Annotated in this window: 19 protein-coding genes and 1 pseudogene; 11 read left to right on the top strand and 9 right to left on the bottom strand. The window is 64.8% G+C overall.

Features of this window, described 5'->3' with window-relative positions; all coding sequences use genetic code 11:
* The first annotated feature begins 248 nt into the window (after positions 1 to 248).
* From A5634_RS20520 to A5634_RS20505, 4 genes and pseudogenes are all read left to right on the top strand, one after another.
* Positions 249 to 1,784 (top strand): flavin-containing monooxygenase, encoded by a 1,536-nt coding sequence (locus A5634_RS20520; RefSeq protein ID WP_065145864.1) that lies wholly within the window; start codon positions 249 to 251, stop codon positions 1,782 to 1,784.
* Positions 1,777 to 2,700: an alpha/beta fold hydrolase gene (locus A5634_RS20515; RefSeq protein ID WP_065145844.1), complete on the top strand. Its 924-nt coding sequence runs from the start codon at positions 1,777 to 1,779 to the stop codon at positions 2,698 to 2,700. The genes A5634_RS20520 and A5634_RS20515 overlap by 8 nt, the downstream gene beginning before the upstream one ends.
* Positions 2,684 to 3,025: pseudogene (locus A5634_RS20510) on the top strand (flavin monoamine oxidase family protein); the annotation flags it as partial. The gene A5634_RS20515 and the pseudogene A5634_RS20510, both read left to right, overlap by 17 nt.
* Before the next feature lie 196 nt (positions 3,026 to 3,221).
* A complete protein-coding gene (locus tag A5634_RS20505) occupies positions 3,222 to 4,370 on the top strand; it encodes a PucR family transcriptional regulator (RefSeq protein ID WP_253861785.1) in 1,149 nt (382 codons plus the stop codon).
* Positions 4,371 to 4,409: 39 nt separating this feature from the next.
* Here A5634_RS20505 and surE read toward each other — a convergent pair whose 3' ends face one another.
* From surE to A5634_RS20495, 3 genes are read right to left on the bottom strand one after another with little or no spacing between them, the layout of a single operon-like run.
* On the bottom strand, positions 4,410 to 5,210 hold the full coding sequence (surE, locus tag A5634_RS20500; RefSeq protein WP_065145841.1) for a 5'/3'-nucleotidase SurE: 801 nt from the start codon (positions 5,208 to 5,210) through the stop codon (positions 4,410 to 4,412).
* A gap of 31 nt (positions 5,211 to 5,241) precedes the next feature.
* A complete protein-coding gene (locus tag A5634_RS30175; RefSeq protein ID WP_367593467.1) occupies positions 5,242 to 5,520 on the bottom strand; it encodes a PfkB family carbohydrate kinase in 279 nt (92 codons plus the stop codon).
* Entirely contained in the window at positions 5,409 to 6,266 is an 858-nt protein-coding gene (locus A5634_RS20495; protein WP_367593466.1) for a hypothetical protein, read from the bottom strand. The genes A5634_RS30175 and A5634_RS20495 overlap by 112 nt, the downstream gene beginning before the upstream one ends.
* A gap of 569 nt (positions 6,267 to 6,835) precedes the next feature.
* On the opposite strand from A5634_RS20495, the gene A5634_RS28355 reads away from it, so the two are divergent.
* Positions 6,836 to 7,012: a hypothetical protein gene (locus A5634_RS28355; protein WP_155769631.1), complete on the top strand. Its 177-nt coding sequence runs from the start codon at positions 6,836 to 6,838 to the stop codon at positions 7,010 to 7,012.
* A gap of 41 nt (positions 7,013 to 7,053) precedes the next feature.
* On the opposite strand, the gene A5634_RS20490 is transcribed toward A5634_RS28355, so the two are convergent.
* Positions 7,054 to 7,740: a TetR/AcrR family transcriptional regulator C-terminal domain-containing protein gene (locus tag A5634_RS20490; protein ID WP_065145840.1), complete on the bottom strand. Its 687-nt coding sequence runs from the start codon at positions 7,738 to 7,740 to the stop codon at positions 7,054 to 7,056.
* Between the two features lie 96 nt (positions 7,741 to 7,836).
* On the opposite strand from A5634_RS20490, the gene A5634_RS20485 reads away from it, so the two are divergent.
* Positions 7,837 to 8,394: an ester cyclase gene (locus A5634_RS20485; protein WP_065145839.1), complete on the top strand. Its 558-nt coding sequence runs from the start codon at positions 7,837 to 7,839 to the stop codon at positions 8,392 to 8,394.
* 28 nt (positions 8,395 to 8,422) lie between these two features.
* On the opposite strand, the gene A5634_RS20480 is transcribed toward A5634_RS20485, so the two are convergent.
* A complete protein-coding gene (locus A5634_RS20480; RefSeq protein ID WP_065145863.1) occupies positions 8,423 to 9,088 on the bottom strand; it encodes a TetR/AcrR family transcriptional regulator in 666 nt (221 codons plus the stop codon).
* Between the two features lie 88 nt (positions 9,089 to 9,176).
* On the opposite strand from A5634_RS20480, the gene A5634_RS20475 reads away from it, so the two are divergent.
* The 3 genes from A5634_RS20475 (at position 9,177) to A5634_RS20465 (ending at position 12,534) form a co-directional block, all read left to right on the top strand.
* Positions 9,177 to 10,019, top strand: a complete 843-nt coding sequence (locus A5634_RS20475; RefSeq protein ID WP_437339996.1) for an SDR family oxidoreductase — start codon at positions 9,177 to 9,179, stop codon at positions 10,017 to 10,019.
* Positions 10,016 to 11,122 carry a hypothetical protein gene (locus tag A5634_RS20470; RefSeq protein WP_065145837.1) on the top strand — a complete coding sequence of 369 codons (1,107 nt, stop codon included), beginning with the start codon at positions 10,016 to 10,018 and terminating at the stop codon, positions 11,120 to 11,122. Before A5634_RS20475 ends, A5634_RS20470 begins: the two co-directional genes overlap by 4 nt.
* Positions 11,123 to 11,217: 95 nt before the next feature.
* Positions 11,218 to 12,534 carry a lipase family protein gene (locus tag A5634_RS20465; RefSeq protein WP_172831749.1) on the top strand — a complete coding sequence of 439 codons (1,317 nt, stop codon included), beginning with the start codon at positions 11,218 to 11,220 and terminating at the stop codon, positions 12,532 to 12,534.
* Here A5634_RS20465 and A5634_RS20460 read toward each other — a convergent pair.
* From A5634_RS20460 to A5634_RS20450, 3 genes are all read right to left on the bottom strand, one after another.
* Positions 12,483 to 14,477 (bottom strand): DUF6541 family protein, encoded by a 1,995-nt coding sequence (locus tag A5634_RS20460; RefSeq protein ID WP_065145835.1) that lies wholly within the window; start codon positions 14,475 to 14,477, stop codon positions 12,483 to 12,485. The two genes, A5634_RS20465 and A5634_RS20460, sit on opposite strands and share 52 nt — an antisense overlap.
* Before the next feature lie 39 nt (positions 14,478 to 14,516).
* Positions 14,517 to 15,695, bottom strand: a complete 1,179-nt coding sequence (locus tag A5634_RS20455; protein WP_065145834.1) for an FAD-binding domain — start codon at positions 15,693 to 15,695, stop codon at positions 14,517 to 14,519.
* 125 nt (positions 15,696 to 15,820) lie between these two features.
* Entirely contained in the window at positions 15,821 to 16,840 is a 1,020-nt protein-coding gene (locus A5634_RS20450) for a fused (3R)-hydroxyacyl-ACP dehydratase subunits HadA/HadB (RefSeq protein ID WP_065145862.1), read from the bottom strand.
* A 105-nt stretch (positions 16,841 to 16,945) separates the two neighbouring features.
* On the opposite strand from A5634_RS20450, the gene A5634_RS20445 reads away from it, so the two are divergent.
* A complete protein-coding gene (locus tag A5634_RS20445; RefSeq protein WP_065145861.1) occupies positions 16,946 to 20,083 on the top strand; it encodes a bifunctional cytochrome P450/NADPH--P450 reductase in 3,138 nt (1,045 codons plus the stop codon).
* On the opposite strand, the gene A5634_RS20440 is transcribed toward A5634_RS20445, so the two are convergent.
* Positions 20,056 to 20,715: a dihydrofolate reductase family protein gene (locus A5634_RS20440; protein WP_065145833.1), complete on the bottom strand. Its 660-nt coding sequence runs from the start codon at positions 20,713 to 20,715 to the stop codon at positions 20,056 to 20,058. The two genes, A5634_RS20445 and A5634_RS20440, sit on opposite strands and share 28 nt — an antisense overlap.
* A gap of 167 nt (positions 20,716 to 20,882) precedes the next feature.
* On the opposite strand from A5634_RS20440, the gene A5634_RS20435 reads away from it, so the two are divergent.
* Positions 20,883 to 21,698, top strand: a complete 816-nt coding sequence (locus A5634_RS20435; protein ID WP_065145832.1) for an SDR family NAD(P)-dependent oxidoreductase — start codon at positions 20,883 to 20,885, stop codon at positions 21,696 to 21,698.
* Positions 21,699 to 21,708 lie beyond the last annotated feature (10 nt).

Genomic DNA, 21,708 nt, shown 5'->3' with positions numbered 1-21,708 from the left:
CTCCTCGTCGTTCTGGTGACTTCGTGACGTCCACAGTGGCTGGGGTATGGCCTTGCTCACTACGACAGCGCGCACCTCGTTTCGTCCGGGCGAGTGCAGGGTGCACCGGGAGCGGTGCCGGGGTGTCTGACGAGTGCACGGTGCACTTGGTGCGCGCCGAACAGGTGCGCGCTGTCGTAGTGAGCAAGGCCATACCCCAGCCACTGTGGACGTCACGAAGTCACCAGAACGACGAGGAGTTGGCAGCCATGACAACTGAGGTATTGAGCGAGGTCGCGGAGTTCGACGTCGTCATCATCGGAGCAGGAATCTCCGGGCTCGGCGCGGCAACGTATTTCAGCCGTGAGCTCCCACACAAGTCCCTCGTCGTTTTGGAGGGCCGCGACAACATCGGCGGCACGTGGGATCTCTTCCGCTACCCGGGCATCCGCTCCGACTCCGACCTCCACACCTTCGGCTACGAGTTCAAGCCGTGGCGCCACGAGTCGGCGATCGCCGATGCACACCTGATCCGGGAGTACCTCCAGGAAACGGTTGACGAGAACAATCTGGCGCGCCTCATCAAGTTCCGGCACCGCGTCGTGCAGTCCGAATGGTCCTCCTCGGACTCGAAGTGGACGCTCACCGTCGAAGCGACCGACCCCGTCACCGGCTCGACCGCCACGAAGACGATCCGCACCGGATGGGTTTTCGCGGCCACCGGCTACTACCGGTACGACGAGGGGTTCTCTCCGGAGTTTGCCGGCCGCGACGACTTCGCGGGTCTGGTGGTTCATCCGCAGCACTGGCCGGAGAACCTCGATTACCGCGGCAAGAAGGTCGTGATCATCGGCAGTGGCGCGACCGCGGTCACGATGGTGCCGGCGATGTTGACCGGCGCTGGTGCGGCCCATCACGTGACGATGCTGCAGCGCACTCCCACCTACATCATGTCGATTCCTCGTGTCGACCGTCTCGCCATTGCACTCACGAAATTCCTTGGCGCCAAACGCGGATACGCCGTGACGCGGTTCAAGAACATCTGGATCGAACGCGGGATCGTCAAGGGGCTTCGGACGTTCCCGCAGGCTGGGCGAAAGTTGATTCGCCGCGCGAACATCAAGCGGCTCCCCAAGGGTTTCGACGTCGACAAGCACTTCAACCCGCCCTACAACCCATGGGACCAGCGGTTGTGCGCAGCGCCCGACGGCGACTTCTTCGACGCGATCAAGGACGGCAGCGCCTCAGTGGTCACTGACTCCATCGCGCGTTTCAGCAAGCGCGGAATCGTCTTGAAGTCGGGCGAAGAGTTGGACGCCGACATCATCGTGACCGCCACCGGTCTGAATCTGCAATTGTTCGGCGGAATGCCGATCGTGGTCGACGGGCAGCAGGTGGACATCGCAGACTCGTTCTGTTATCGCGGGATGCTCCTGAGCGGAATTCCTAACTGGGCCATAGCCATTGGCTATACGACGTCTTCCTGGACGCTCAAGGTGAGCCTGATGTGCCGCTACTTCATCGACCTGGTCAACCACATGGATGCCCACGGCTACGACCGGGCCGTCCCCGTCCCGCTGCCAGGCATGGATCGCAAGCCAGTCATGGACCTCCAATCCGGCTACGCCAAACGCGGGGCGACGATCCTTCCGAAACAGGGACCGGTCGCCCCATGGCGGATGGCGATGTCGTATCAGGAGGACGCCAAAGCACTGCGCGGTCCGGTGGCCGACGAGAACCTCGAATTCGGTGCCAGTCAGTCGACTTCACAGCAACCCGCCGAGAGGCAACCGGCACATGTCTGACAACGGCGTCGACCGGTATGCAACCCTCACGTCCGGGACAATCATCTGCTTTCGCGTCTCCGGCGACGAGGCCGACCCCGCCATCCTGCTCATCGCCGGGCTGGGTGAGGACCTCACCTCCTGGACCGACTCGTTCGTCAGATCGATTGTCGCCCAGAGATTTCGAGTCATCGCCATGGACAACCGGGACGTCGGCCAGTCGACGTTCGCGGCTACTCCGGCGCCTGCACTCTGGCGTCAGGTGATGCGGCGTCCCCGAAGCGACGCCTACTCACTTGCGGATATGGCCAACGATTGTGTCGGCCTGCTCGACCACCTGGGAATCACACAAGCCCATCTCGTTGGGCGGTCCATGGGCGGAATGATCGCGCAAACGCTCGCCGCGACAGAACCCCAGCGGGTGCTGTCGCTGACCTCCATCTACTCGACGACCGGAGCGCGCAATGTCGGTCAGCCGGCGCTGTCGACGATGCGACTGCTCGTCGCTCCTGCGGCCAAGAATCGAACGGCAGCCGTGCGCAACCACCTGCAGATCACTAGACACCTTGCTGGAACTGCGTACCCCATCGACGACGCAGCGGAAGCGGCCATCGCAGCGCGGGGATGGGATCGCGCCGCCGGTGACCCCACAGCCGGCGTGGCACGCCAGATCCAAGCGATCCAGTGCTCCGGAGACCGCACTGCCAAGTTGTGCAGAATCATCGCTCCAACGCTGGTCATCAACGGTGAGCGGGACCTGATGGTGCACCCCAGTGGCGGCGTCGCAACGGCCAATGCAATTCGCTCGGCGCAACACATCTTTATCCCCGGTATGGGCCATCACATTCCGCAGGCCCTGGTCGACCCCATCACCCGATACATCTCACAACATGCAGACCGCGTGAACCAAGGAGGGAATCATGTCGAAATCTCGTGAAAACAGTTCCGGCACAGCACCTTTCGATGTCGTGATCGTCGGTGCGGGCTTCGCGGGCTTGAGTGCAGCAGAGCGCCTGGGCAGCATGGGGCTTTCAGTCACAGTTCTCGACGGTCGGGACCGGGTCGGGGGCCGATCGTTCTCTGGTGAGGTTGCTGGTGTCGAGGTAGACCTCGGGGCAACGTGGGTTTCACCGCGGCACACAGCAATCCGCGACCTCGCCAAGCGAATGGGATGCACGACGACCGGTCAGTTCAACCAAGGCCGCAACGTCCTGTGGCTGGCCGGTCGCCGTCGCACGTACAAGGGCACCATCCCTCCCGTCGTTCTCACCGGCCTGCGGGCAGCAGAACGGGTCGCCGGGCTGGTCAGCGTCGAGGAAAAAGCGTCGGTGTAAGCGCGTCGTCCCGCATAGTCAGGGGAGACTTGTCGGCATGGAGGATTTGTGGCCCCTGCCCACAGTCGAGGCCGCTGACGCAATCCGAACACTGTGTCAGCGGCTATTGACGGAGACGGATGCGATGACCGAGGTCATCGCGGGGGCCGCACTCATGGCCCAGTACGAGTCTGCCCTGCTTCCGGATGCGTCGCTGGTCGAGGAGGACCGCCACCTCAACCGCTTCGATCTTGTCCAGTGGCTGACGTCGAACATCCAGCAACCGGGGCGAAGGGTCGAGCCCTACATCGGCCCGAGGATAGCGGAGTACATCCGCGACCTCGTATCCCGCGGCATCGCACCGGATTTCGCGGGCGGATGGCGGGAGGCGCTCGGTGTCGGATGGCACCGATGGCTCGAAGAATGCGTGGCGCATTGCACGGACCCTGACCTCCTCGTGGAAGTCCTCGACGTGTCGGCGAAGTCGTTGGTGCAGTACGCCCTCGACTCGGTTTCGGCCCTGCGTGAGGCCAGCCTTGCGGCCGCGATGGGTGACGCGAATGCCGACGCGATTGCGCTGATACAACTGATCGCCAGTGGGGCCCCCATGACCGAGGATCTCGCGGAAGGGCGGCTGAGGTACCGGTTGGCCCGCTCGCACGTGGGTCTCGTCGTATGGACCGACGATCCTCAGCGGGCCGACGCGTTGGACGACGTGGTCGCGGCCGTGCGTTCCGCTTCGGCGGGGGGAAGCGCCCTGATAGCCCGCGCAAGTGCCACGTCGCGTTGGATCTGGCTATCCGGGGCCGAGACACCTGACCTTCGCCACGTCGAGAAGGTCGTGGCGGAGGTGGCGGATGTTCGAGCGGCCGTCGGAAGGCCGGGACGAGGACTCGACGGATTCAGGTCCAGCCATCAAGACGCCCTCGCGGCGCAGGCGCTCATCGTTCGGCTCGGATCCGACCGACGCTTTACGGCGTACGCAGACGTAGAGCTCATCGACAGCATCACGAAGGACACCGCCAGCGCTCAGCGGTTCGTTATCAAGACTCTCGGCCCGTTGGCCGAAGCAGATGAAGCGATACGGCAGGCGCTGCTGACCTACGTGCAGTGCGGCTTCAACACCACTCGGGCGGCGGCCAACCTCTATGCACACCGAAACACGGTTGAGCGCCGGGTCTCGCGCGCCAACGAACTCTCCGTGGTGAAAGTGGAAGACAACCCCACACACGTCGCCGCGGCACTGCTGGTGCTGGATATTGCGCCCAATATCGCGGCGACGACGCCCTCCTGAATGCACGAGACGGGGCGTCAAAATGACACCGCGAACGACTCACCTTAATTTTTTCGAACAGTGACCGTTACGCAGCGACGCCAGCCACTTCTGCACGATGTCGCCCTCGTCGGCCTCGACCGACCGCAGCACCGTCAGCGTTGGGTGCCCGGCGGCCAGCAGCGCGCTGTCGGTCCCCTCCTCCGGCTCGTCGGCCACCTCGACCTCACCCAGGCGCAAGGTTCCGTCGCCGATCTCATCGACGCGCGCCTGGACCGATCCGCCGCGGGCCAATCGTGCGTGGCGAATAGGGTCCAGCGCGGCTGCAGGCCGGTCGGGCACATTCAGCGAAAGGGCGGTGGCTCTTGGGGATTCGAGCAGCAGCTCCAGTACCGGAGTCAGCAGGCCTGCGGCGGTGCCCCAGTGCCGCTCACCGGTGGGGTACAGCGCAACGTCGAGTGACACCGCCAGGGCGCGGGTGTCGTTGATCTTCGCGGTAAGGGCCGCCCCGACGGTGCCGGAATGCAGCACCGCCCGTCCTACGTTCGCGCCGTGGTTGATCCCGGACAGCACGAGGTCTGGGCGCGGGACGAACCAGCCGTTGAGCGCGGCGGAGACTATGTGTCCGGGCTGGGCGTAGACGGCCCATGCCTCGGCATCGTCGGCGCGGGGCAGTGTCCGGCGCTCGACGATGGTGCGGCCCTGTCGGCGGACCGCGCTCAGCGCCGCGCTCGCGCCACTGGACTGCTCTGCCGGGGCAGCCACGATCACGTCCAGCCCTGCCCCCTGCGCTGCTATGACCAGCGCCTCCAGACCGGGCGCGTCGATCCCGTCGTCGTTGGTTACCAGTGCGCGTGGCATGCGTTGTCCCCCATCGCCATCTTCGTTGGGTCTATTGCCGTTCGCGTAGCTCGACCCGTTCGGCTAGCGTCTCCACGGCACGCACACCGCCGGTGCCCAGACCGTGTCGCACGACGTTGAGCGCCCCACACGCTGCCCCGATCTGCAACGCACGCCGCAGCGAGCGACCGCTCGCCAGTGCGGCCACCATGCCGGCCGTCATGGAGTCCCCGGCGCCTGCAGGATCGGCTGCTTCCAACACAGGTATGTCCACTTCGACGACGGCCCCACCCCGCGTCCCATCGCCGTCGGGATCCTGGTCATCGAGCAGCGCCAGCGCCGGCGCGGTGCCGGCTCGTGATACGACAATCGTGCCTGCACCCTCGTCGCGCAGGTGCGCATGGCCACTACCAGATCATCCGGTTCTTCGGACTTCGCCCGGCCGTCAGCGAGCAGTTCTTCGTGGCTCACCTTGATCAGATTCGGCCGACCGGCGAGCACCGCCTCGAGTCGCTCTCCGGCGAGGTCGGCTGCCACCTTGCAGCCGTTGGCTTCGAGGTCGGTGGCGAGGCGCCGGTAGAAATCGTGGGGCAGCACCCGGTCGCCCTGCGGTCCGGACAGTAGTACCCGGCCGTGGGTCAGACCCTCGGTCAGGGTGAGCTCGTAAAGCGAGTCGAGCTCGTGCCGGTCAAGCGGGCTGCCCGCGGCCTCAGCGACAATGTCGCGTTCTCCCGTGCGGCGGTCGTGCACGTAGGCTCCGTTGCGCGAGCTGATCGGCACACTCTGCACGCTGACGTCCTTCATTGGCAGCAGGTGACCGAGCACGTTGCCCATCTCCCCGCCGAGGCCGCAGCACAGCACCACCGGTACGCCCAGCGAGGACATCATGCGCGACTGCCAGACACCCTGACCCCCGGCGTGGACGTGGATGTCGGCCTCACCGAGACGGTCCTCGATGGTCACGGTCAGAACGGGCAATGGAGCGAAGATGACAACGGCGTGCCGACCGTCCGGCGTACCGCACTCCGCCCCGTCGCGTGCATCGCCGGGGAGCTGTGCCGGCCTATCTGTCGGCATGAGCTCATCGGAGATGTCGCGCGGCGCCGCAGGTCTTTCGTGAGTGTGCGCATCTTTCCGGGGCTGTTTCTTCGGCATGGGTTACGAGTACCCGCTCCGCGCGTCCGCGCGACTGTGCGGATCGCGACGTAGCCCAGTTCATCCATGACCGCGACATCGCCGGTGTGCATCCACCCGTCGGCGTCGATACGGACCGGCTGGCATGCCGCGCGGTAGCGACTACCGAATCCGCGAACGTGTGCTGGCCCTGCCTGCAGCGGCGAGCTCTGAATAGGACTGAGCGCAAAGGCAGTGGGGATTAGCTTGTCGCTGCGAGCCGGGCAAAAATGTGTATGTCCCCTCCGGTGGTGCGAGGGGCGCCAGGTCTGACTCCGTGGGACAGAATTCGGTGGACCTCAGGACGGAACTGTGCCCAGATGACGCGAAGTGAGACCGCGCTCGCGCCCCTCATTCTCGATAAGGCTGTCGAGCAGGAGCCCCGTACATAACGCAACTTGGCCCTGGCAATCTCCCCTGAAAGGAGGGCAACATTCGTTTAGGGGCGGTTGCCACCGAGCGAGGAGGTCCTGATGGAGAGCGAGCGCGAACACGATCACGACGATGAGCAGACCACGCTGCCCACCGCCGCACTGCAGCCCACTCAGGAACCGCCGCTTGCCGAAGTGGCCGATGACGGCGAAGTCCCTGAGAAGCAAATTCAGCGGTGGAAGGACGAAGGAGGCGCGTACATAATTCCGCCGGAGTGATCGTCGGGAACGCCGGATCGCTGTGGTCGCAAACTCCGCGCCTAGCGCCGCGAAAGTATGTTCTCGACGGCCAGGTTGACGGTGAACTCGAATTCGGCCTCGGCGTCGAACCGCGCTAGGTGCGCGGCCGCCTCGGCGACATGCGGCAGGCCGGACTGCTCCAGTACCGCCCGCCGATGAGCAATGGCTGCGGCGTCGGTGACACCAAACGCGGGTGCGGCGTTGACCTCACGCAAGATGGTGCCCGTGAGCGCCGCGACATACGTACGCATGAGATGGACGGCTTCACCGGGCGCAAAGCCGGCCTCACACAAGACGGCAAGGACCGACTCGATGGGGGTCAGGGCGGTGTGACTGGGCAATTGCCGGGTCAGCACCAGAGTGGCCGCCTGCGGATGTGACAGCGTTGCGGTCCGGAATGCAAAAGCGATGGCGCGCAGGTCTTCTCGAGTGTCGCCCGTCAATTCGGCCACAGTGATGCGGCCGAGGATATGTTCGGCGACGGCGTCGAGCAGGCCGTCGATGCCGTCGACGTGGTTGTAGAGGCTCTTGGCATCGACGCCGAGTTGGCGCGCGACAGAACGGATGGTCACCGACGCGGCACCCCCTTCGTCGATCGCTTCAAGCGCAGCTTGCAGGATCGCCTGGCGCGATAGCTGTGACGCCCCCTTGCGCGGACGGCCGCGCCGAGCCAGCCCCGCGGGACTCGGACCATTTGCGGTGCTCATAGCGGCGATTATTGCATAAACCCACACCGTAGGTTACGGTCCAACAATATTAACCCACGGCATGGGTTATCTGCTCACAGGACCGGAGACCTCGCGATGACGCAATTCGACATGCCCGACACCGACACCTTGCGAGACCGCCAGAAACTGGTGCTCGACCACTTTCACGACGAGGTCGTACAACGATGGGACGACGTCCTGTCGACGTTCCCGCACCCCCACTACGAACTCATCCCGACGATGACAGTGCACGATGGCGACGCCGACGTCCGCAGCTACTACCACGAGTCCCGGGTGGCCTTCCCTGATCAGGATCACGAGATCATCGCCCTGCGCCACAGCGCCGACGCGGTCATCGTCGAGTTCTGGCTGCTGGGCACCCATCGCGGACCCCTATTCGGTATCCCGGCCACTGGCAACCGATTTCGTGTCCGCATGACGGCCTACTTCATCTTCGACAACCAGGAAAACCTTGTGTGCGAACGCATCTACTTCGACAGCGCCACCATGCTCAGACAGCTCCTGGGAGGACTCAACCGCAAGGACCCGCGCAATTGGCCCACCCTCGTGCGAGCCTTGCGGGCACTGGCCACGGTTTCGGGCACACCGGATGCACGCCTGCTGAACACGACGCCGCCCGAGCTGAGTAGCTGAGCCACAAACCGCGAAAGCGTTGCGCCGACTATGTATTCGGAGCGGACGTCGGAGAGGCCTCGAGCCGTTCCCGCGCGGCGCTGAACAGCGTCGCACAGACCTCGGCGAGGTCGGTGGGGCGTTGCACGCTGCCAGTCATCAGCCAATCGACGAGTAGGTGATTGACCCCACCGACCAACGCGACTGCGGTCGACTGCTGCGTGGAGGTCAAAGGTTCGGCGCGGGAGGTGGCCCAGGTGTTGGCGACGATATCGGCAAACTCGCGCAGGACGCCGTGTCGCCGTTGTTCCATGGCCGCCGAAACCCCAACCACCTCGACCAGCACCACCCGTGCGCGTCTCGGATCCTCGGTGAGGTACCCGATGAACGCATGCAGACCGGCCCGGGCTTGTTCATCGATGTCGACCTGAGCAGATACGAGGGCTGATAGCGTGGCCGCGCGCATCTGGTCGACAAGGTGCGAGTAGAGCGCGGCGAGGCAACCTTCGCGGTCGGTGAACGACTCGTAGAAGTAGCGCTCGGTCAAGCCGGCCACGCCGCAGATCTGCTTTACCGAACTGCTCGCATAGCCTTGCTCAGCGAACACCTGCAGCGCCGCGACCAACAGCGCGGCACGGCGCTGACGTGCCCGTTCCTGCGGTATCAAGCCGTGGTACTTACGGCCGGCCGGTCCCGCGCCAGCCTTTCTCGTCACCACCACTGTCCTGGTCTGTAGTCCTGTGGCACACTGAAAGCATACTTCTGACACGTTGCCATGTCAGATGCAGGAGGGGATGACCGTGATGAGATCACCTATCGCTGGTCAGGTGGTGGCGGTAACGGGTGGTGCGCGCGGCATCGGACAAGAGATCGCCCGGCAGCTCGCTGCCGCTGGGGCGCGCGTGGCCATCGGTGATCGTGACGGTGCGGCTGCGCGTGACACTGCCGCCGAGATACCCGGCACGGCCGAAGGATTCGATCTCGACGTCACCGACACCGAGTCGTTCCGAGAATTTCTGGCCGCGACCGAAAAACTCTGGGGCCCAATTGACGTGCTTGTCTGCAATGCCGGAGTGATGTGGGTGGGCCCGTTCGACGAGGAACCCGAATCGCACACCCGACGCATGCTCGACGTCAATCTGCACGGTGTGATCCGCGGAGTGCGTCTCGCCGCGCCGGCGATGCGAGCCCGCGGCCGGGGCCACATCGTCACCATTGCGTCGGCGGCCGCTCGGCTCTCGCCACCCGGCGAATCGACGTATGCGGCCACCAAGCATGGGGTGCGTGGATACCTGGTCGGCGTGCGGGAGGAATTGCGCGGCAGCGGAGTTCACCTGTCAGTGATCATGCCCGGTGTCGTGGAGACAGACCTGGCCACCGGTACCGCGACGGGCGCGGCCAAGCTGCTGAGTCCCGCCGATGTCGCCGAAGCCGTAAAGCGCACCATCGCACAGCCTCGCTTCGAGGTCACCATTCCGCGCTACATCGGGCCCGTCGCCCGTATCACCGACCTACTACCACAGGCGTTGCGCGACAGAGCGTTACGGCGCATGGTGCCGGATCAGATCGCGGCAACGAAGGACTCGACGTCGCGCACCCACTACCAATCTCAGACCGAAGGCGCCAACACAGGAGAACAATCATGACCAGCACGCAGTCCGCCACGGTGCGGCCTATCCCGGAATTCGACGGCGTGCACGAGGTGTGGCCTCGAGGCGATCGACTCGAGGCGGTGCGCAGTGCCGCAAGGCGCTACCAGGAACGCTTCTTGTCACAAGGGCAGGTCAAAGCGATCAAGAGCATCGACATCGTGGCCGCCCCATACCCGGCGCGCTTTGCCTTCCAGGGTTACTCGGTGAATCTGAACCCCTTCATCACCATCATCAACCGGATGATGGTGATCCAGTTCGAGGGCTTCGACGGCCAACTCAAAACATTGATCTGGGAGCCAACCGTCGCCGCGGGATCCGCAGAAGCCCCGTTCTACAACAAGATTCGCAAGTTCGGTGATGCGCTGCACGTCGGCCGGTTCTTCACCAAATACTTCAACGATCCCGACGACGTACTGCCTAGCCTCGGCCTGTCGAACGAAGACGTGGACTACGTCAGCTTCGACCACCTCCACGTCCAGGACGTACGCATGATCATGGGTAGTACCGAGCCCATCGAAGGCGAGGCTAAGCCCCGCGACCCCGTCTTTCCCAACGCGAAACTCCTCGTGCACCACAAAGAATTGGCCACGTTCGAGGCGCTGCATCCGATGCAGTGGGCCTGGTACGTCGAAAACGGCATGGCCGGCGTCCCGGCCGACCGGCTGGAAGTCTTCGACGGTGACGTGGAACTCGGCGTCGGCGTAAGTCTGCTGTGGACTCCAGGACATACCGACGGGAACCATTCGTTGTGCGTGAACACCCCCGACGGAGTGTGGGTGTGTTCGGAAAACGGTATGGCGCCGGACAACTGGCAACCGGAGCTCTCGACCATCCCTGGCGTCAAGCAGCAGGCCGCCTTCTACGGCCGTGAGGTCGTGCTCAACGCCAACACCCTGGAAGACACGCTCGACCAATACGACTCGATGGTCAAGGAGAAGACGATGGCCTCGTACGCGCAGCAAGATTCACGCTGGGTGCAGGTGATCCCGTCGTCGCAGTGTGTCTCCTGGAAACGTCAGTGGCCGTTGATCCCGACCTACTCCCACGCCCCACTCAACTACGGCACCATCGTCAAACCCGGACGTCACGCCGCGTGATCGAGACCAACGCTGAGGCACACGAACGTTTCTCGCCCGTTCCTCACGAAATCGATTCCGGACGTCCCGTACATCCTTGTGACGACGCGTTCTGCGTGCCGCCCGAAGGTTTCCAAACCTGCGCCCCCGGCACGGTGTTACGCTCGCGCGAAGTCAAGCTGGCATTCTTGGGTCTGGTCCCGCAGGCCGTCCGGGCGTATCAACTGCTTTACCGTACAACGGACTTCAACGGATCCGCACAGACGACGCTCACCACGATTATCCGTCCGCGCGGCGCCCACGCAGATCCGGCAGGTCCGGTGCTGTCCTACCAATGCGCAATCGACGCACTCGCCTCGAGTGCCTTCCCCTCGTATGTATTGCGGCGGCGGGCAAAGACATTCGGCGGGTGCACTCCGTTTGAGTACTTGCTGATCGCGTGCGCCCTGAGCAAAGGCTGGACGGTGCTGGTGCCCGATCACGAAGGTGCCCGCGGAAGTTGGGGGGTACCGCGTGAACCCGGCTACTGCGTGCTCGACGGCATCCGGGCAGCCAAGAGCTTCGATCCGGCGGGCATCGGGCATGCGGCACCGGTGGCATTGTGGGGGTACTCCGGCGGCGGCCTGGCCACCAGTTGGGCTGCCGAGCTCTGGAAGAGCTATGCGCCCGAACTCAATGTGGTTGGCGCCGTGCTGGGTTCACCGGTGGCCGACCCCGGTGAAGTTTTCCATGACCTCAACGGGACTGTCTTCGCAGGAGAGCCCGCGTTGGTCCTGGCCTCGCTGGCACGCGAGTATCCGGACCTAAAACGCATCGTGCACACGCATGTGAATGCCCGGGGCCAAGCGGTGCTGGAACGCCTCCAACACGCCACATTGTTCGGCGCGCTGATCCGGTACAGCTTCCGCGACTTCGGCCGCTACCTGGACCGCCCGGTGGACGAAATCTTCGCCATGCCAGAGGTGGTCGAGATGATCGACGATCTTCGGCTCGGTAGCCAAGCACCGGCAATGCCATTGTTGATCGTGCAGGCGGTCCATGACCCGATCATCGACGTGCGCCACATCGACGCGCTGGTGGACAACTACACGCGACACGGGGCGCAGGTGACCTACCTGCGTGACCGCCTGAGCGAACACGCGGTCCTGCATCCACTTTCCACACCAACGGCGCTGCAATGGGTTTCGGATCGCTTCGACGACAAACCCGTAGAGACGCCCACGACCAGCAACACGATGTTGGTGTTCTCGGCGCGTGCCTTGATCGGGTTGCTGTGGATGGGTTGGGTCACGCTGCGGGTGATGTTCGGACGGTCGCTGCCCGGCCGTCGGCAGCGCAGGGACGCAAAGCGTTTCAAACGCCGAGCAGGCCAGCCGCGAAGCTACCCGAGCGCCCGCCCCGCTGAACGCGATTCGTCCCCGCGCCATTGGTAGATCCGGGCCGCGCCGTTGTCGTAGATCCTGGCCCACGACCGCGAGGTGTCCAGTGACGTCAGCCCGTCGGGCATGACGAAGTCTCCGAACACGGTCGTGCTGGTGAGCACGTAGCGGATATGCAGGGCTCGCACGGCCTGGGCGATGCGCGGGTCGGTGTCGGCATCGTCGGCATAAGCCCAGAAGATGAACCGGTGATAACCGGGGCCTTGTTGCTGCGGATAGTCGTAATGGGTCCACAGCGGGTGTAAGTCGGCGATCGCATACATCCACGCGGTGCCATCGGTGTTCGCGTTTCCGATCAGGGTGCTGCGGGCTTCGGGGAGGGTGGCCAGATACGCCATTGCCTGCAGGTCCTTTTCGTTGATCATCGCGTGGTTATACATCTCGCCGATCAGGTAGCGGTGCCGAGGAAAGTAGTGCCAGGCCAGGCTGACGGTGGCCACGACGAGTAACACCGCGCAGGCGGCATGCCACGCAAGTCCGTTCGCGGGCCGGCTATTTCGACGGGCCAGCGGTGCCGCGTTGGCCCCGGTGGCGACGAGGGTGACGATGAGCGTGAACAGCGCGATGCCGGCCATTGGCGTCAGCAGCAAGGTGACCGCGGCAGACAGGCGGCGTGGATCGGAATAGAAACTGTCGCTGAAGCGGGCGATAAGCGAGCCGATCACACCACCGAACGGCGCCGATGAGTACATGATCGACACCACGAGCAGGAACCACACGGCCAGCGGCCACCAGACGCGCTTGACGAGCAGGATCACCGCGCCGACGACAGCCAGCACCAGCAGCGCGTACTGGACCGGGTATTCGTTGAGGTGACGTGTGTGTTGCAGGACCGCGCGCAGCAGCGCCCGTTTCTTGCCCTCATGAGTGACGAAAGCGTGCCCGGCAATGATGTCGGCTTGCTCCCAAATGCCAACGACCTGAGTCAGTTTCGCGACGACGGTGGTCGCGGCAATCAGCAGCAGCGTGCCCGCGTCAGAGACCCGACCGCGCACGGGATGTCGCAGCCCGTCCACGAGCCACCACGCGCCGACGAACACTACGGTGATGACGCCACCGGTGGTGTGCACAGAGAACACCCCGACCAATGCCAGGACCGCGACGGGAACGCGGTCGCGGTGCCGTAACGCGGACACGATCAGCACCATGGTGGGCGCGGCGAGGCCGTAGGCCGCGAGGTTGGGCATGGCGGAGGTATTGAACTCGACGTAAGGCACCGCGGTGAACGACGCCGCCAGCGTCGCTGCGGCAGCGGCGCATCCGGCGGTGCGCGCCGCGGTGGCATGGGGCCGCAGCAGGTGCCAGGCCAGCACCGCCGCGCTGGTCGGGAACAGCCAGATCGCCACTGCCAGTGCGGATACGGTGTAGGCCGTGGTGGGCGCCGCACCAGTGAGTTGGACCAGCACGGCGGCCAGCGCATGAAATGCCGACGGGTAGTACAGGCGGGCGTGGGTTTCGACGTTGCGCAGCTCACCCATGTGCGTCGGGGAGGCCTGCCCGGTGTCGAGGATGAAGCGAATGGTGTTGGCGTGCCACACTGAATCCCACGTACTGGGGATCGACTGCCAAGACGGCAGGCCACGCAGTGCGGCGTATCCGATCAGCCCCGCCCCCAACACAACTCCCGCACCCACCGCCATTGCCGGCCACCACGAAATGGCTCGGGCTTCGGCGTCGCGGTCGCGATAGCGATTCAGTGCCGTACGCAATATCGACACGATGAGAAGAACAACCGCCAACGCCAACAGCGCGGTGACTGCGTTCCACCGAATTCCGACTGCGCCGAACGGCACGATCGCCAGACCGACTACCCCGTAGGTCAGCGCCGGGCCGGCCGCGATCGAGATCGGCCAGGGTAAGCGCGCTACTCGCCCAACCAGAGCCCCGGGAGCCACCAGCAACAGCACCGCCGCAAGCACCGACAGCGCAAGGCTCATAGGGCCCGCCCGGTCGGCCAGATATCGGTAGTCATGCGCTCACATGCGGTAGTCGGGCAACTCGAAGTCGTCGCGCACGCCGCGAGCCAGCAGGAGGTTGGCCAGGGGACGGAAGTTCATCGTCCGCATCACCAGATCGCGGAACCAGATGCCCTGCCGAGTTCGGGTAGCGAAAACCGGAATGAGCTTTTGGGCAGCCGTTTGTTTACCGGAAATGAAGTCGCGCAGGCGTTCCTCGTATGCATCGAAGGCCCGTCGGTAGTCGCCTTGCGCGCGAGAGAGCTCGCCTGCGAGAACGTACGCCTCGGTCATCGCCAGGCCGGTGCCCTCGCCGGCCAGCAGCGAAGCACAGGCCGCCGCATCGCCGACGAGGGCCGTTCGCCCTTGCGACCAACTCGGCAGGCGGATTTGGCTGACCACATCGAAGTAGAGATCGTCGACCTGGTCGAGCGCGCTCAGGATTTGCGGACATTCCCAGCCGGTACCGCCATACTCCCGTCGCAGCAAGGCTTTGCGCGCGGTGAGGTCGCCGGGATCTTCGGCATCCGCTGAGCGGAACACGAATAGAAACATGGTGCGATCACCCCGCAGGCAAAAGCGGGCTACCGATCGCCCCGGCTCGCTGTGGGTCACGTAGACGAGCTCGTCGCACGGCCGATAGCCCTCGACGACGCACGCCGCGACGCGGCAGCCCAGGAAATGTTCGACGTCTGACCCGGCCCGAAATGCCAACTGGCGCACGTTCGAATGCAGCCCGTCGGCGCCGACCACCAGGTCGAAGTCCCGCGGCGGCGCATGCGAAAAGCTGACCGACACCCGATCGGGTTGTTCGTCGATCGCGGTGATGCTGTCACCGAAGATCGTCTCGACGTCATCCGCGATCGTCGCGTAGATGGCGGCGGCCAGGTCGCCGCGGGGCAGGCTGGTGAATTTCTCGCCCGCTGCCCGCCGGAACGCGTCGACACCGAGGCTTGCGCGCACCCCGCCGTCGGATCGGACCGACCGCAGCGTGTTCACCTGGTAGCCGGCATCGCGAACGGTCTCCTCGATACCCATCAATTGCGCGACGCGGTAGCCCACACCCCAGAAATCGATCACGTAGCCGCCGGTGCGCAACTGGGGTGCTTGTTCGATCAATGTCGGTTCGTGACCGGTCCGGTGCAGCCAGTAGGCAAGAGAGGGGCCTGCGACACCGGCTCCGCTGATCGCGATTTTCATTCCGTGAGCACCACCAACCGACCGATCCAGGCTGCAACTATTGCACAGGGTTATTGTGGCACGACGGCAGGGTCGGGACCCCGGCCGGCGCTACTGTCCAGGCCGGCCCTAAAACGGTCTAGTGGTCAGCGGAAGCGGACGTTCAACGTCGCCAGGCCAAAGATCTTCTTGCCTGCGGACTTTGCCCCCACCACGACGACACCGGTGCGAGTGTCCGGGTCCAGCGACTTGATTCGGCCGCTGAACTCGATGTCCGCTCCCTCGACGGCCGACACGATCGCCGGCGCGGACAGCCGGACCGCATAGCGGGTGACCGCGCCGGGGTCGCCCGACCAGGCGGAGGCGAATCCGGCGCCCAGGCCCATGGTCAGCATGCCGTGGGCGATCACGTCAGGCAGCCCGGCCGCCTTGGCAAGGTTCTCGTCCCAGTGGATCGGGTTGGCGTCGCCGGCTACGCCGGCATAGTTCACCAGGTCGCCGCGAGACAGTCGGGCGTGCTGCATCGGTAGCTCGTCGCCGATCTGGACGTCATCGAAGGACGGCGTCCCTGGCGTGTTGGCGTTTTCGGCGAACTTGACTGCACCCTCGGGGCGCACCGTCTTGTGATACTCGGCTTCGCCGACCCCCATCAGGTTGAAGTCGTGCATCATCGCATTTTGCACCGCGGACTTGATCGCTGGATCGACATCTTCGGCGGTGAGGCCGACGACCGTGGTGTGCAGGGTGTGCACCCGTTCGCCGGCGGTGTCGGTGAAGGTATTGGTCACGGTGATCAGGTCTCGGCCGGCGATGCGGCGCACCGATGTCAGTTCGACGTCCACGTGCAGCTCGTCGCCGTCCACGATCGGGCGGTGCTGCTCGAAGACTTCCTCGGTCTGCACATAGGTGTCGTAACCGACGACCACCGATTCGAACATGCGTCGGTTGCACATCATGCCCGGCACCGACGTGAACGTCAGAGGCGCCACCAGCCCCGAATATCCCAGTTCAGCGGCGGCGTCCACATCCCAGTGCGCAGGGTGATAGTCCTGCACCGCACGGGCGTACTCGCGCACCTTTTCCCGTCCGACCAGGTAGGTGCCATCCATCTGGTAGTGGTGGCCGACCCGTGCTTCCAACGTCGACGGTTCTGCTGCTGTGGTCATGAATTTGCTCAACTCTTCTACCGGCCTGTTCGCTGAGGCCGACGACAGCACCCTAACGTGCGAAAACTGACGCCATGGTGGCGCGTCGAAACCTATGCTCCCGGCATGAACGAGTTCAGCGCGTCGCCACCGCCGGACCTGCCCGGCATCCCGTCGGCCGAAGGGCCGCTTCCCGGCTCGGACCAGCTGGTCGGCCGGCCGCGCGCATTGACCGTGGACTTGCTCGGTGAACTGCACGGCCCGTTGTTCTACGCCGACTTCGGCGGGTCCCGAAAGCTTTACGCGTGCTCGCTGGATCTGGTCGCGGAGCTGTGCGACGAAAGCAGGTTCGCCAAGAACCTGATGGCGAATCTGGCGAGAGTCAGGCCACTGGCCGGCGACGGTCTGTTCACCGCTTATCACGGTGAACCGAACTGGCAACAAGCCCACGACGTCCTGTTGCCGGGTTTCAGCTATGCGGGCCTGCGGGCCTATCACGGGGCGATGCTGGACATCAATCGCAAAATGACAGACCGGTGGGATGCCAGCGTCGGAGTCGGCCCGGTGGATGTGTCGACCGACTTGCAGAAGCTGGCCATGGATACCGTCGCGCTCGCCGGATTCGGTTCGCGTTTCGACTCTTTCGCCCACCCGGGCCTGGCGCCCATCCCGAACAGCTTCACCACCGCCCTTTTTGAGCTGGGATCTTCGGTGCCGACGCCGGTGTTCAAGAAGGAACTGGCCGTCCTGCACGCGTTCATCGACGAGCTCATCGCCGAGCACGGCGGTGGCGAGTACGAGGATCTGTTGTCGCTTATGCTGCAACAGGATTCGCATGGACAGCCGGTGTTGGAAGCGGAGAATATCCGCAACCAGATCCTGACCTTCCTGATTGCCGGGCAGCTCACCACGTCGGAGTTGATGCCCAACGCGCTGTACAACATCGTCAGCGAGCCGACGGTGCAACGTCGGGTGCAGGCCGAGGTTGACCGCGTGTTCGGCACCGAGGACGACTACCTGCCTGGCTACGACGACATCGGAAAGTTGACCTACCTGCGGCAAGTGATCGAAGAAACCCTGCGGCTGTCTCCGCCGGTGCTGAGTTTCGATCGAATGGCATTGGCAGACACAGTGATCGGCGGTAGGTATTCGATCCGGCGCGGCGAAGCCGTCACGATCCTCACCGGAGCGCTGCACCGCCAGCCGCAGTGGGGCGACAATGTCGAGCTTTTCGATCCGGACCGCTTCGCTCCCGAGCGCACCGACCGGCCGGCTGCGTTGTTCAAACCGTTCGGAACCGGCGCACGCTCCTGCATCGGACGGCAGTTCGCGCTGCACGAGGCGGCCATGGCACTGGCACGGATCGTGCACCGGTACCGCCTCATCGACACCTACCACTATGTGCCGCAATGGGAAAGACCCACCAGCCGGCGGCCGGTCGGTTTTCGGCTCGACCTGCTCCGCCGCACGCCGCAGGACCGCCAGAGCCGAACACCCAGCCGAGCTGCCGCGCCCAACGAGACTAAACAATCCGCCACGACGATGACGGCCGGCACCCGGCTGGCCATCCTGTACGGATCGAACCTCGGCACCTGCCGCGGGCTGGCCCGCCAACTCGCCGTCGACGCCACCGCATTGGGCTGCACGGTGACGGTGGCGCCACTCGACGACGCCGCCGGTGGCTTTCCCGAGGCCGAAGCCATCGTGATCGTCGCCTCCTCCTACAACGGCCAGCCGACCGACGATGCGCGCGCGTTCCTCACCTGGCTGTCGGATGCCCAAACCGTTCTGGATCCGGTACCCAATGTCGCGATTCTCGGTGTGGGCGACCACAACTGGGCGGACACCTACCAGGCGGTCCCGCAGCGGATGGACGAGCGTCTTGGCGAGCTGGGAGCCAACCGGGTGATCCCGCTTTCATCGGCCGATACCTCGGGGGACCTGGTCGGCACGGTCGAGGAGTTCGCCGGTGCATTGTGGTCGGCACTGGCCGAGCGCTTCGGTGACCCCGACGCTGCGCCGCTCACCGATGATTCCGAACCGCTCTACGAGTTGCGTCGAATCGTCGGTCCGGTGACGTCGGCGATGGATACACGGTCCTCGGTGGTCCCGATGACCATCGCGGAAAACACCGAGCTCGTCAGCGCCGACACAGCGATGGGCCAGGCCAAACATCATGTGCTGGTTGAACTTCCAGAGGACATCGAGTACCAAACCGGCGACCATCTCACGGTATTGGCCGACAACCCACCCGAGGTCGTCGACGCGGTGTTGACGCAACTGGACATCGACCCGGGACTGCGGTTGTCGATCAATCCACGGCGAAGCTCCCGCCGGCTGATCGCACTGGACCGCGAAGTCAGCGTCCGCGAATTGCTCACCCACTTTGTCGAATTGCGGAAACCGGTGACCCGCAGTCAATTACACCGCCTCGCGGCAGCAAACAGTTGCCCGCCGGAACGCCAGCGGCTCACCGAGCTCGCCGAAGATGCCTGCCCACTCAGCGTGTTGGAGTGCCTCGCCGAATTCCCGGCCTGCGTTCTGACCGGCGCCGAACTCCTCGAATTGCTCGATCCCATGGCGCCGAGGCACTATTCGATCGCGTCGTCGTCGCTGCTGTCACCCCGCACGGTAGGGCTGATCGTCAGCGTGCTCGATGTGCCGGCCCGTTCCGGGCACGGCCTGTTCAAAGGTGTCGCATCCAACTACCTCGCGACCGTCCAACCCGGCCAACGGATCCGGGCGCGCGTCGACCCCGCCCGCCAAGCGTTCCGGGCCGGAGCCGATCCGGGCAAGAACGTGATTCTGGTCAGCGCCGGGACCGGGGTCGCACCGTTCTACGGTTTCCTCGGTGACCGGTTGGCGGCACAGCGTGCCGGGTCGCCGGTTGAGCCGGCTCTGTGTTTCTTCGGGGTGCGCGACCCAGCGGTCGATTACATTTTCCGCGACCAGTTCGAGCGGGCTGAGCAAATCGGCATCGTGCGGATGCGGCCTGCCTTCTCCCGCGCGCCGCAAGACGGGGTCCGCTACGTGCAAGACCGCATCGCCGCCGACGCCGACGCGGTTTGGGAGTTGTTGGGCGACCCAGCCAAGGATGCCCACGTCTATGTGTGCGGGGACGGCGCGCGGATGGCACCGGCGGTACGCCGGTCCTTCCTCGACATCTATCGGAACCGAACCGGTGCAGACGACGCCGCGGCCCGCGACTGGCTGAACGGTCTCGTCGAATCAGACCACTATGTCGAAGACGTGTGGGCCGGCTGAACCAGACCGCGATCGGGTGCGCTCATGTCGCCCGTAGCGGGCGTGCCATCGGCGAGCCCGTAGCGCAGGTACACGGTGCCCGTCGGACTGGTTGCCGGCGGCGCGAGAAGCGTGACGTTGGTGGGCACCGCTCCGCCGTCGAAGACTTTCTTGCCGACACCGAGCACGATCGGGTGGACCCACAGCTCGAGCCGGTCGAAAAGCCGCTCGCGCAGCAAGGTCTGGACCAGGTTCAGACTTCCGACGACCTGCACGTGCTCGTGCCGGTCCCGAAGTTCGCGCACCGCGCCGGGCAGATCCGAGCCGAGCTGTGTGGACCCGTCCCACGAGAGATCGGGCCGGCCGCGCGATGCCACGTACTTCGGGATGCTGTTGAACAGGGCGGCCATCTCCCCGTCCTCTCCGCCCTGTTGGTGTGGCCAGTATGCGGCGAAGATGTCGTACGTACGGCGACCGAGCAGCAGGGCGTCGGTGCCCTCGTATGCGGCGCCGATCTGCGCCCCGGTGACCTCGTCCAGTAGCGGCGCCTGCCAGCCGCCGAACGGGAAGCCCGCCGGGTCCTCGTCGGGGCCGCCGGGCGCCTGTGCGACGAGGTCGAGGGTGGTGAACAACACGATGTGGATGAGGCCCATGAGTGGCTCCCGGTGCGTTGATGGTCGCGGTCGGAAGGTTAGACCCGTGGACATCGACAATCTCACCGTCAGGGTGAGCGTCGAACAATCTTCGTCGGGGTGGGTCCGGGTGCGGTAGAACGGGTAAGCACTACGAGATCACCGGAGACGCCCAGAGGAGTTGAGCCATGCAGTCTGTCAAGGGGACCAATGTTTTGGTGACCGGAGCCGCCAGGGGCCTCGGCAAACTGTTCGCCACCCAGGCTGTCAAGGAGGGCGCCGCCGCGGTCGTTTTGTGGGATGCCGACGAAACCGCGCTGAAGGAGACGGCTTCCGAGCTGGAAGCCGCCGGGGGAACGGTCCACTACGAAACCGTCGACGTCACCTCACAAGAGCGGGTGGCTGAGGCCGCCGAACAGGTCCGCGCCAGTGTCGGCACGATTCACGTGCTCTTCAACAACGCCGGCATCGTGCGCGGCAACGGCTACTTCTGGGACAACGAGCCACGCGACTTCATGCTCACCATGGAAGTCAACTCCATCGGCGCCATGCTGGTGGCGCGGGAGTTCCTGCCGGCGATGATCGAATCCGGTAAGGACTGTCGCCTCGTCAACATCGCATCCTCGGCCGGGCTCAATGCTATTCCCCGGATGGCCGCCTATGCCGCCTCCAAGTGGGCAGCGATCGGCTTCTCCGACTCCGTGCGGCTGGAGCTCGAACAGGCCGGACATGACCGGGTCAAGGTGACCACCGTGTGCCCGACCTACATCAACACCGGCATGTTCGATGGTGCCAAGGGGATTCTGTTCACGCCGATGCTCGAACAAGAGGACGTTGTCGACCAGACGTGGAAGACGATGCTCAAAGGCGGGCCGTTCGTCGTCATGCCGTGGACGTCGAAGATGAACAAGGTGCTCAGCGCCGTGCTACCGGTGCGGTTGCGTGACGTCTACCTTCGACGCGTCGGTGTGTACAACTCGATGGACGAGTTCACCGGGCACTGACCCGCAGACT

The sequence above is a fragment of the Mycobacterium asiaticum genome, assembly GCF_001673365.1.
In the GTDB taxonomy this organism is placed as follows: domain Bacteria; phylum Actinomycetota; class Actinomycetes; order Mycobacteriales; family Mycobacteriaceae; genus Mycobacterium; species Mycobacterium asiaticum_A.
This window is presented reverse-complemented; position numbering and strand designations above follow the sequence as displayed.

Bases quoted from the DNA above. Each gene is read 5' to 3' on its own strand.
- A5634_RS28355 (WP_155769631.1), top strand. From the start codon at position 6,836: ATGGAGAGCGAGCGCGAACACGATCACGACGATGAGCAGACCACGCTG.
- A5634_RS20435 (WP_065145832.1), top strand. From the start codon at position 20,883: ATGCAGTCTGTCAAGGGGACCAATGTTTTGGTGACCGGAGCCGCCAGG.
- A5634_RS20505 (WP_253861785.1), top strand. From the start codon at position 3,222: ATGACCGAGGTCATCGCGGGGGCCGCACTCATGGCCCAGTACGAGTCT.
- A5634_RS20490 (WP_065145840.1), bottom strand. From the start codon at position 7,740: ATGAGCACCGCAAATGGTCCGAGTCCCGCGGGGCTGGCTCGGCGCGGC.
- A5634_RS20455 (WP_065145834.1), bottom strand. From the start codon at position 15,695: ATGAAAATCGCGATCAGCGGAGCCGGTGTCGCAGGCCCCTCTCTTGCC.
- A5634_RS20450 (WP_065145862.1), bottom strand. From the start codon at position 16,840: ATGACCACAGCAGCAGAACCGTCGACGTTGGAAGCACGGGTCGGCCAC.
- A5634_RS20470 (WP_065145837.1), top strand. From the start codon at position 10,016: ATGACCAGCACGCAGTCCGCCACGGTGCGGCCTATCCCGGAATTCGAC.
- A5634_RS20445 (WP_065145861.1), top strand. From the start codon at position 16,946: ATGAACGAGTTCAGCGCGTCGCCACCGCCGGACCTGCCCGGCATCCCG.
- A5634_RS20460 (WP_065145835.1), bottom strand. From the start codon at position 14,477: ATGAGCCTTGCGCTGTCGGTGCTTGCGGCGGTGCTGTTGCTGGTGGCT.
- A5634_RS20520 (WP_065145864.1), top strand. From the start codon at position 249: ATGACAACTGAGGTATTGAGCGAGGTCGCGGAGTTCGACGTCGTCATC.
- A5634_RS20475 (WP_437339996.1), top strand. From the start codon at position 9,177: ATGAGATCACCTATCGCTGGTCAGGTGGTGGCGGTAACGGGTGGTGCG.
- A5634_RS20485 (WP_065145839.1), top strand. From the start codon at position 7,837: ATGACGCAATTCGACATGCCCGACACCGACACCTTGCGAGACCGCCAG.
- A5634_RS20440 (WP_065145833.1), bottom strand. From the start codon at position 20,715: ATGGGCCTCATCCACATCGTGTTGTTCACCACCCTCGACCTCGTCGCA.
- A5634_RS20495 (WP_367593466.1), bottom strand. From the start codon at position 6,266: ATGCCGACAGATAGGCCGGCACAGCTCCCCGGCGATGCACGCGACGGG.
- A5634_RS20515 (WP_065145844.1), top strand. From the start codon at position 1,777: ATGTCTGACAACGGCGTCGACCGGTATGCAACCCTCACGTCCGGGACA.
- surE (WP_065145841.1), bottom strand. From the start codon at position 5,210: ATGCCACGCGCACTGGTAACCAACGACGACGGGATCGACGCGCCCGGT.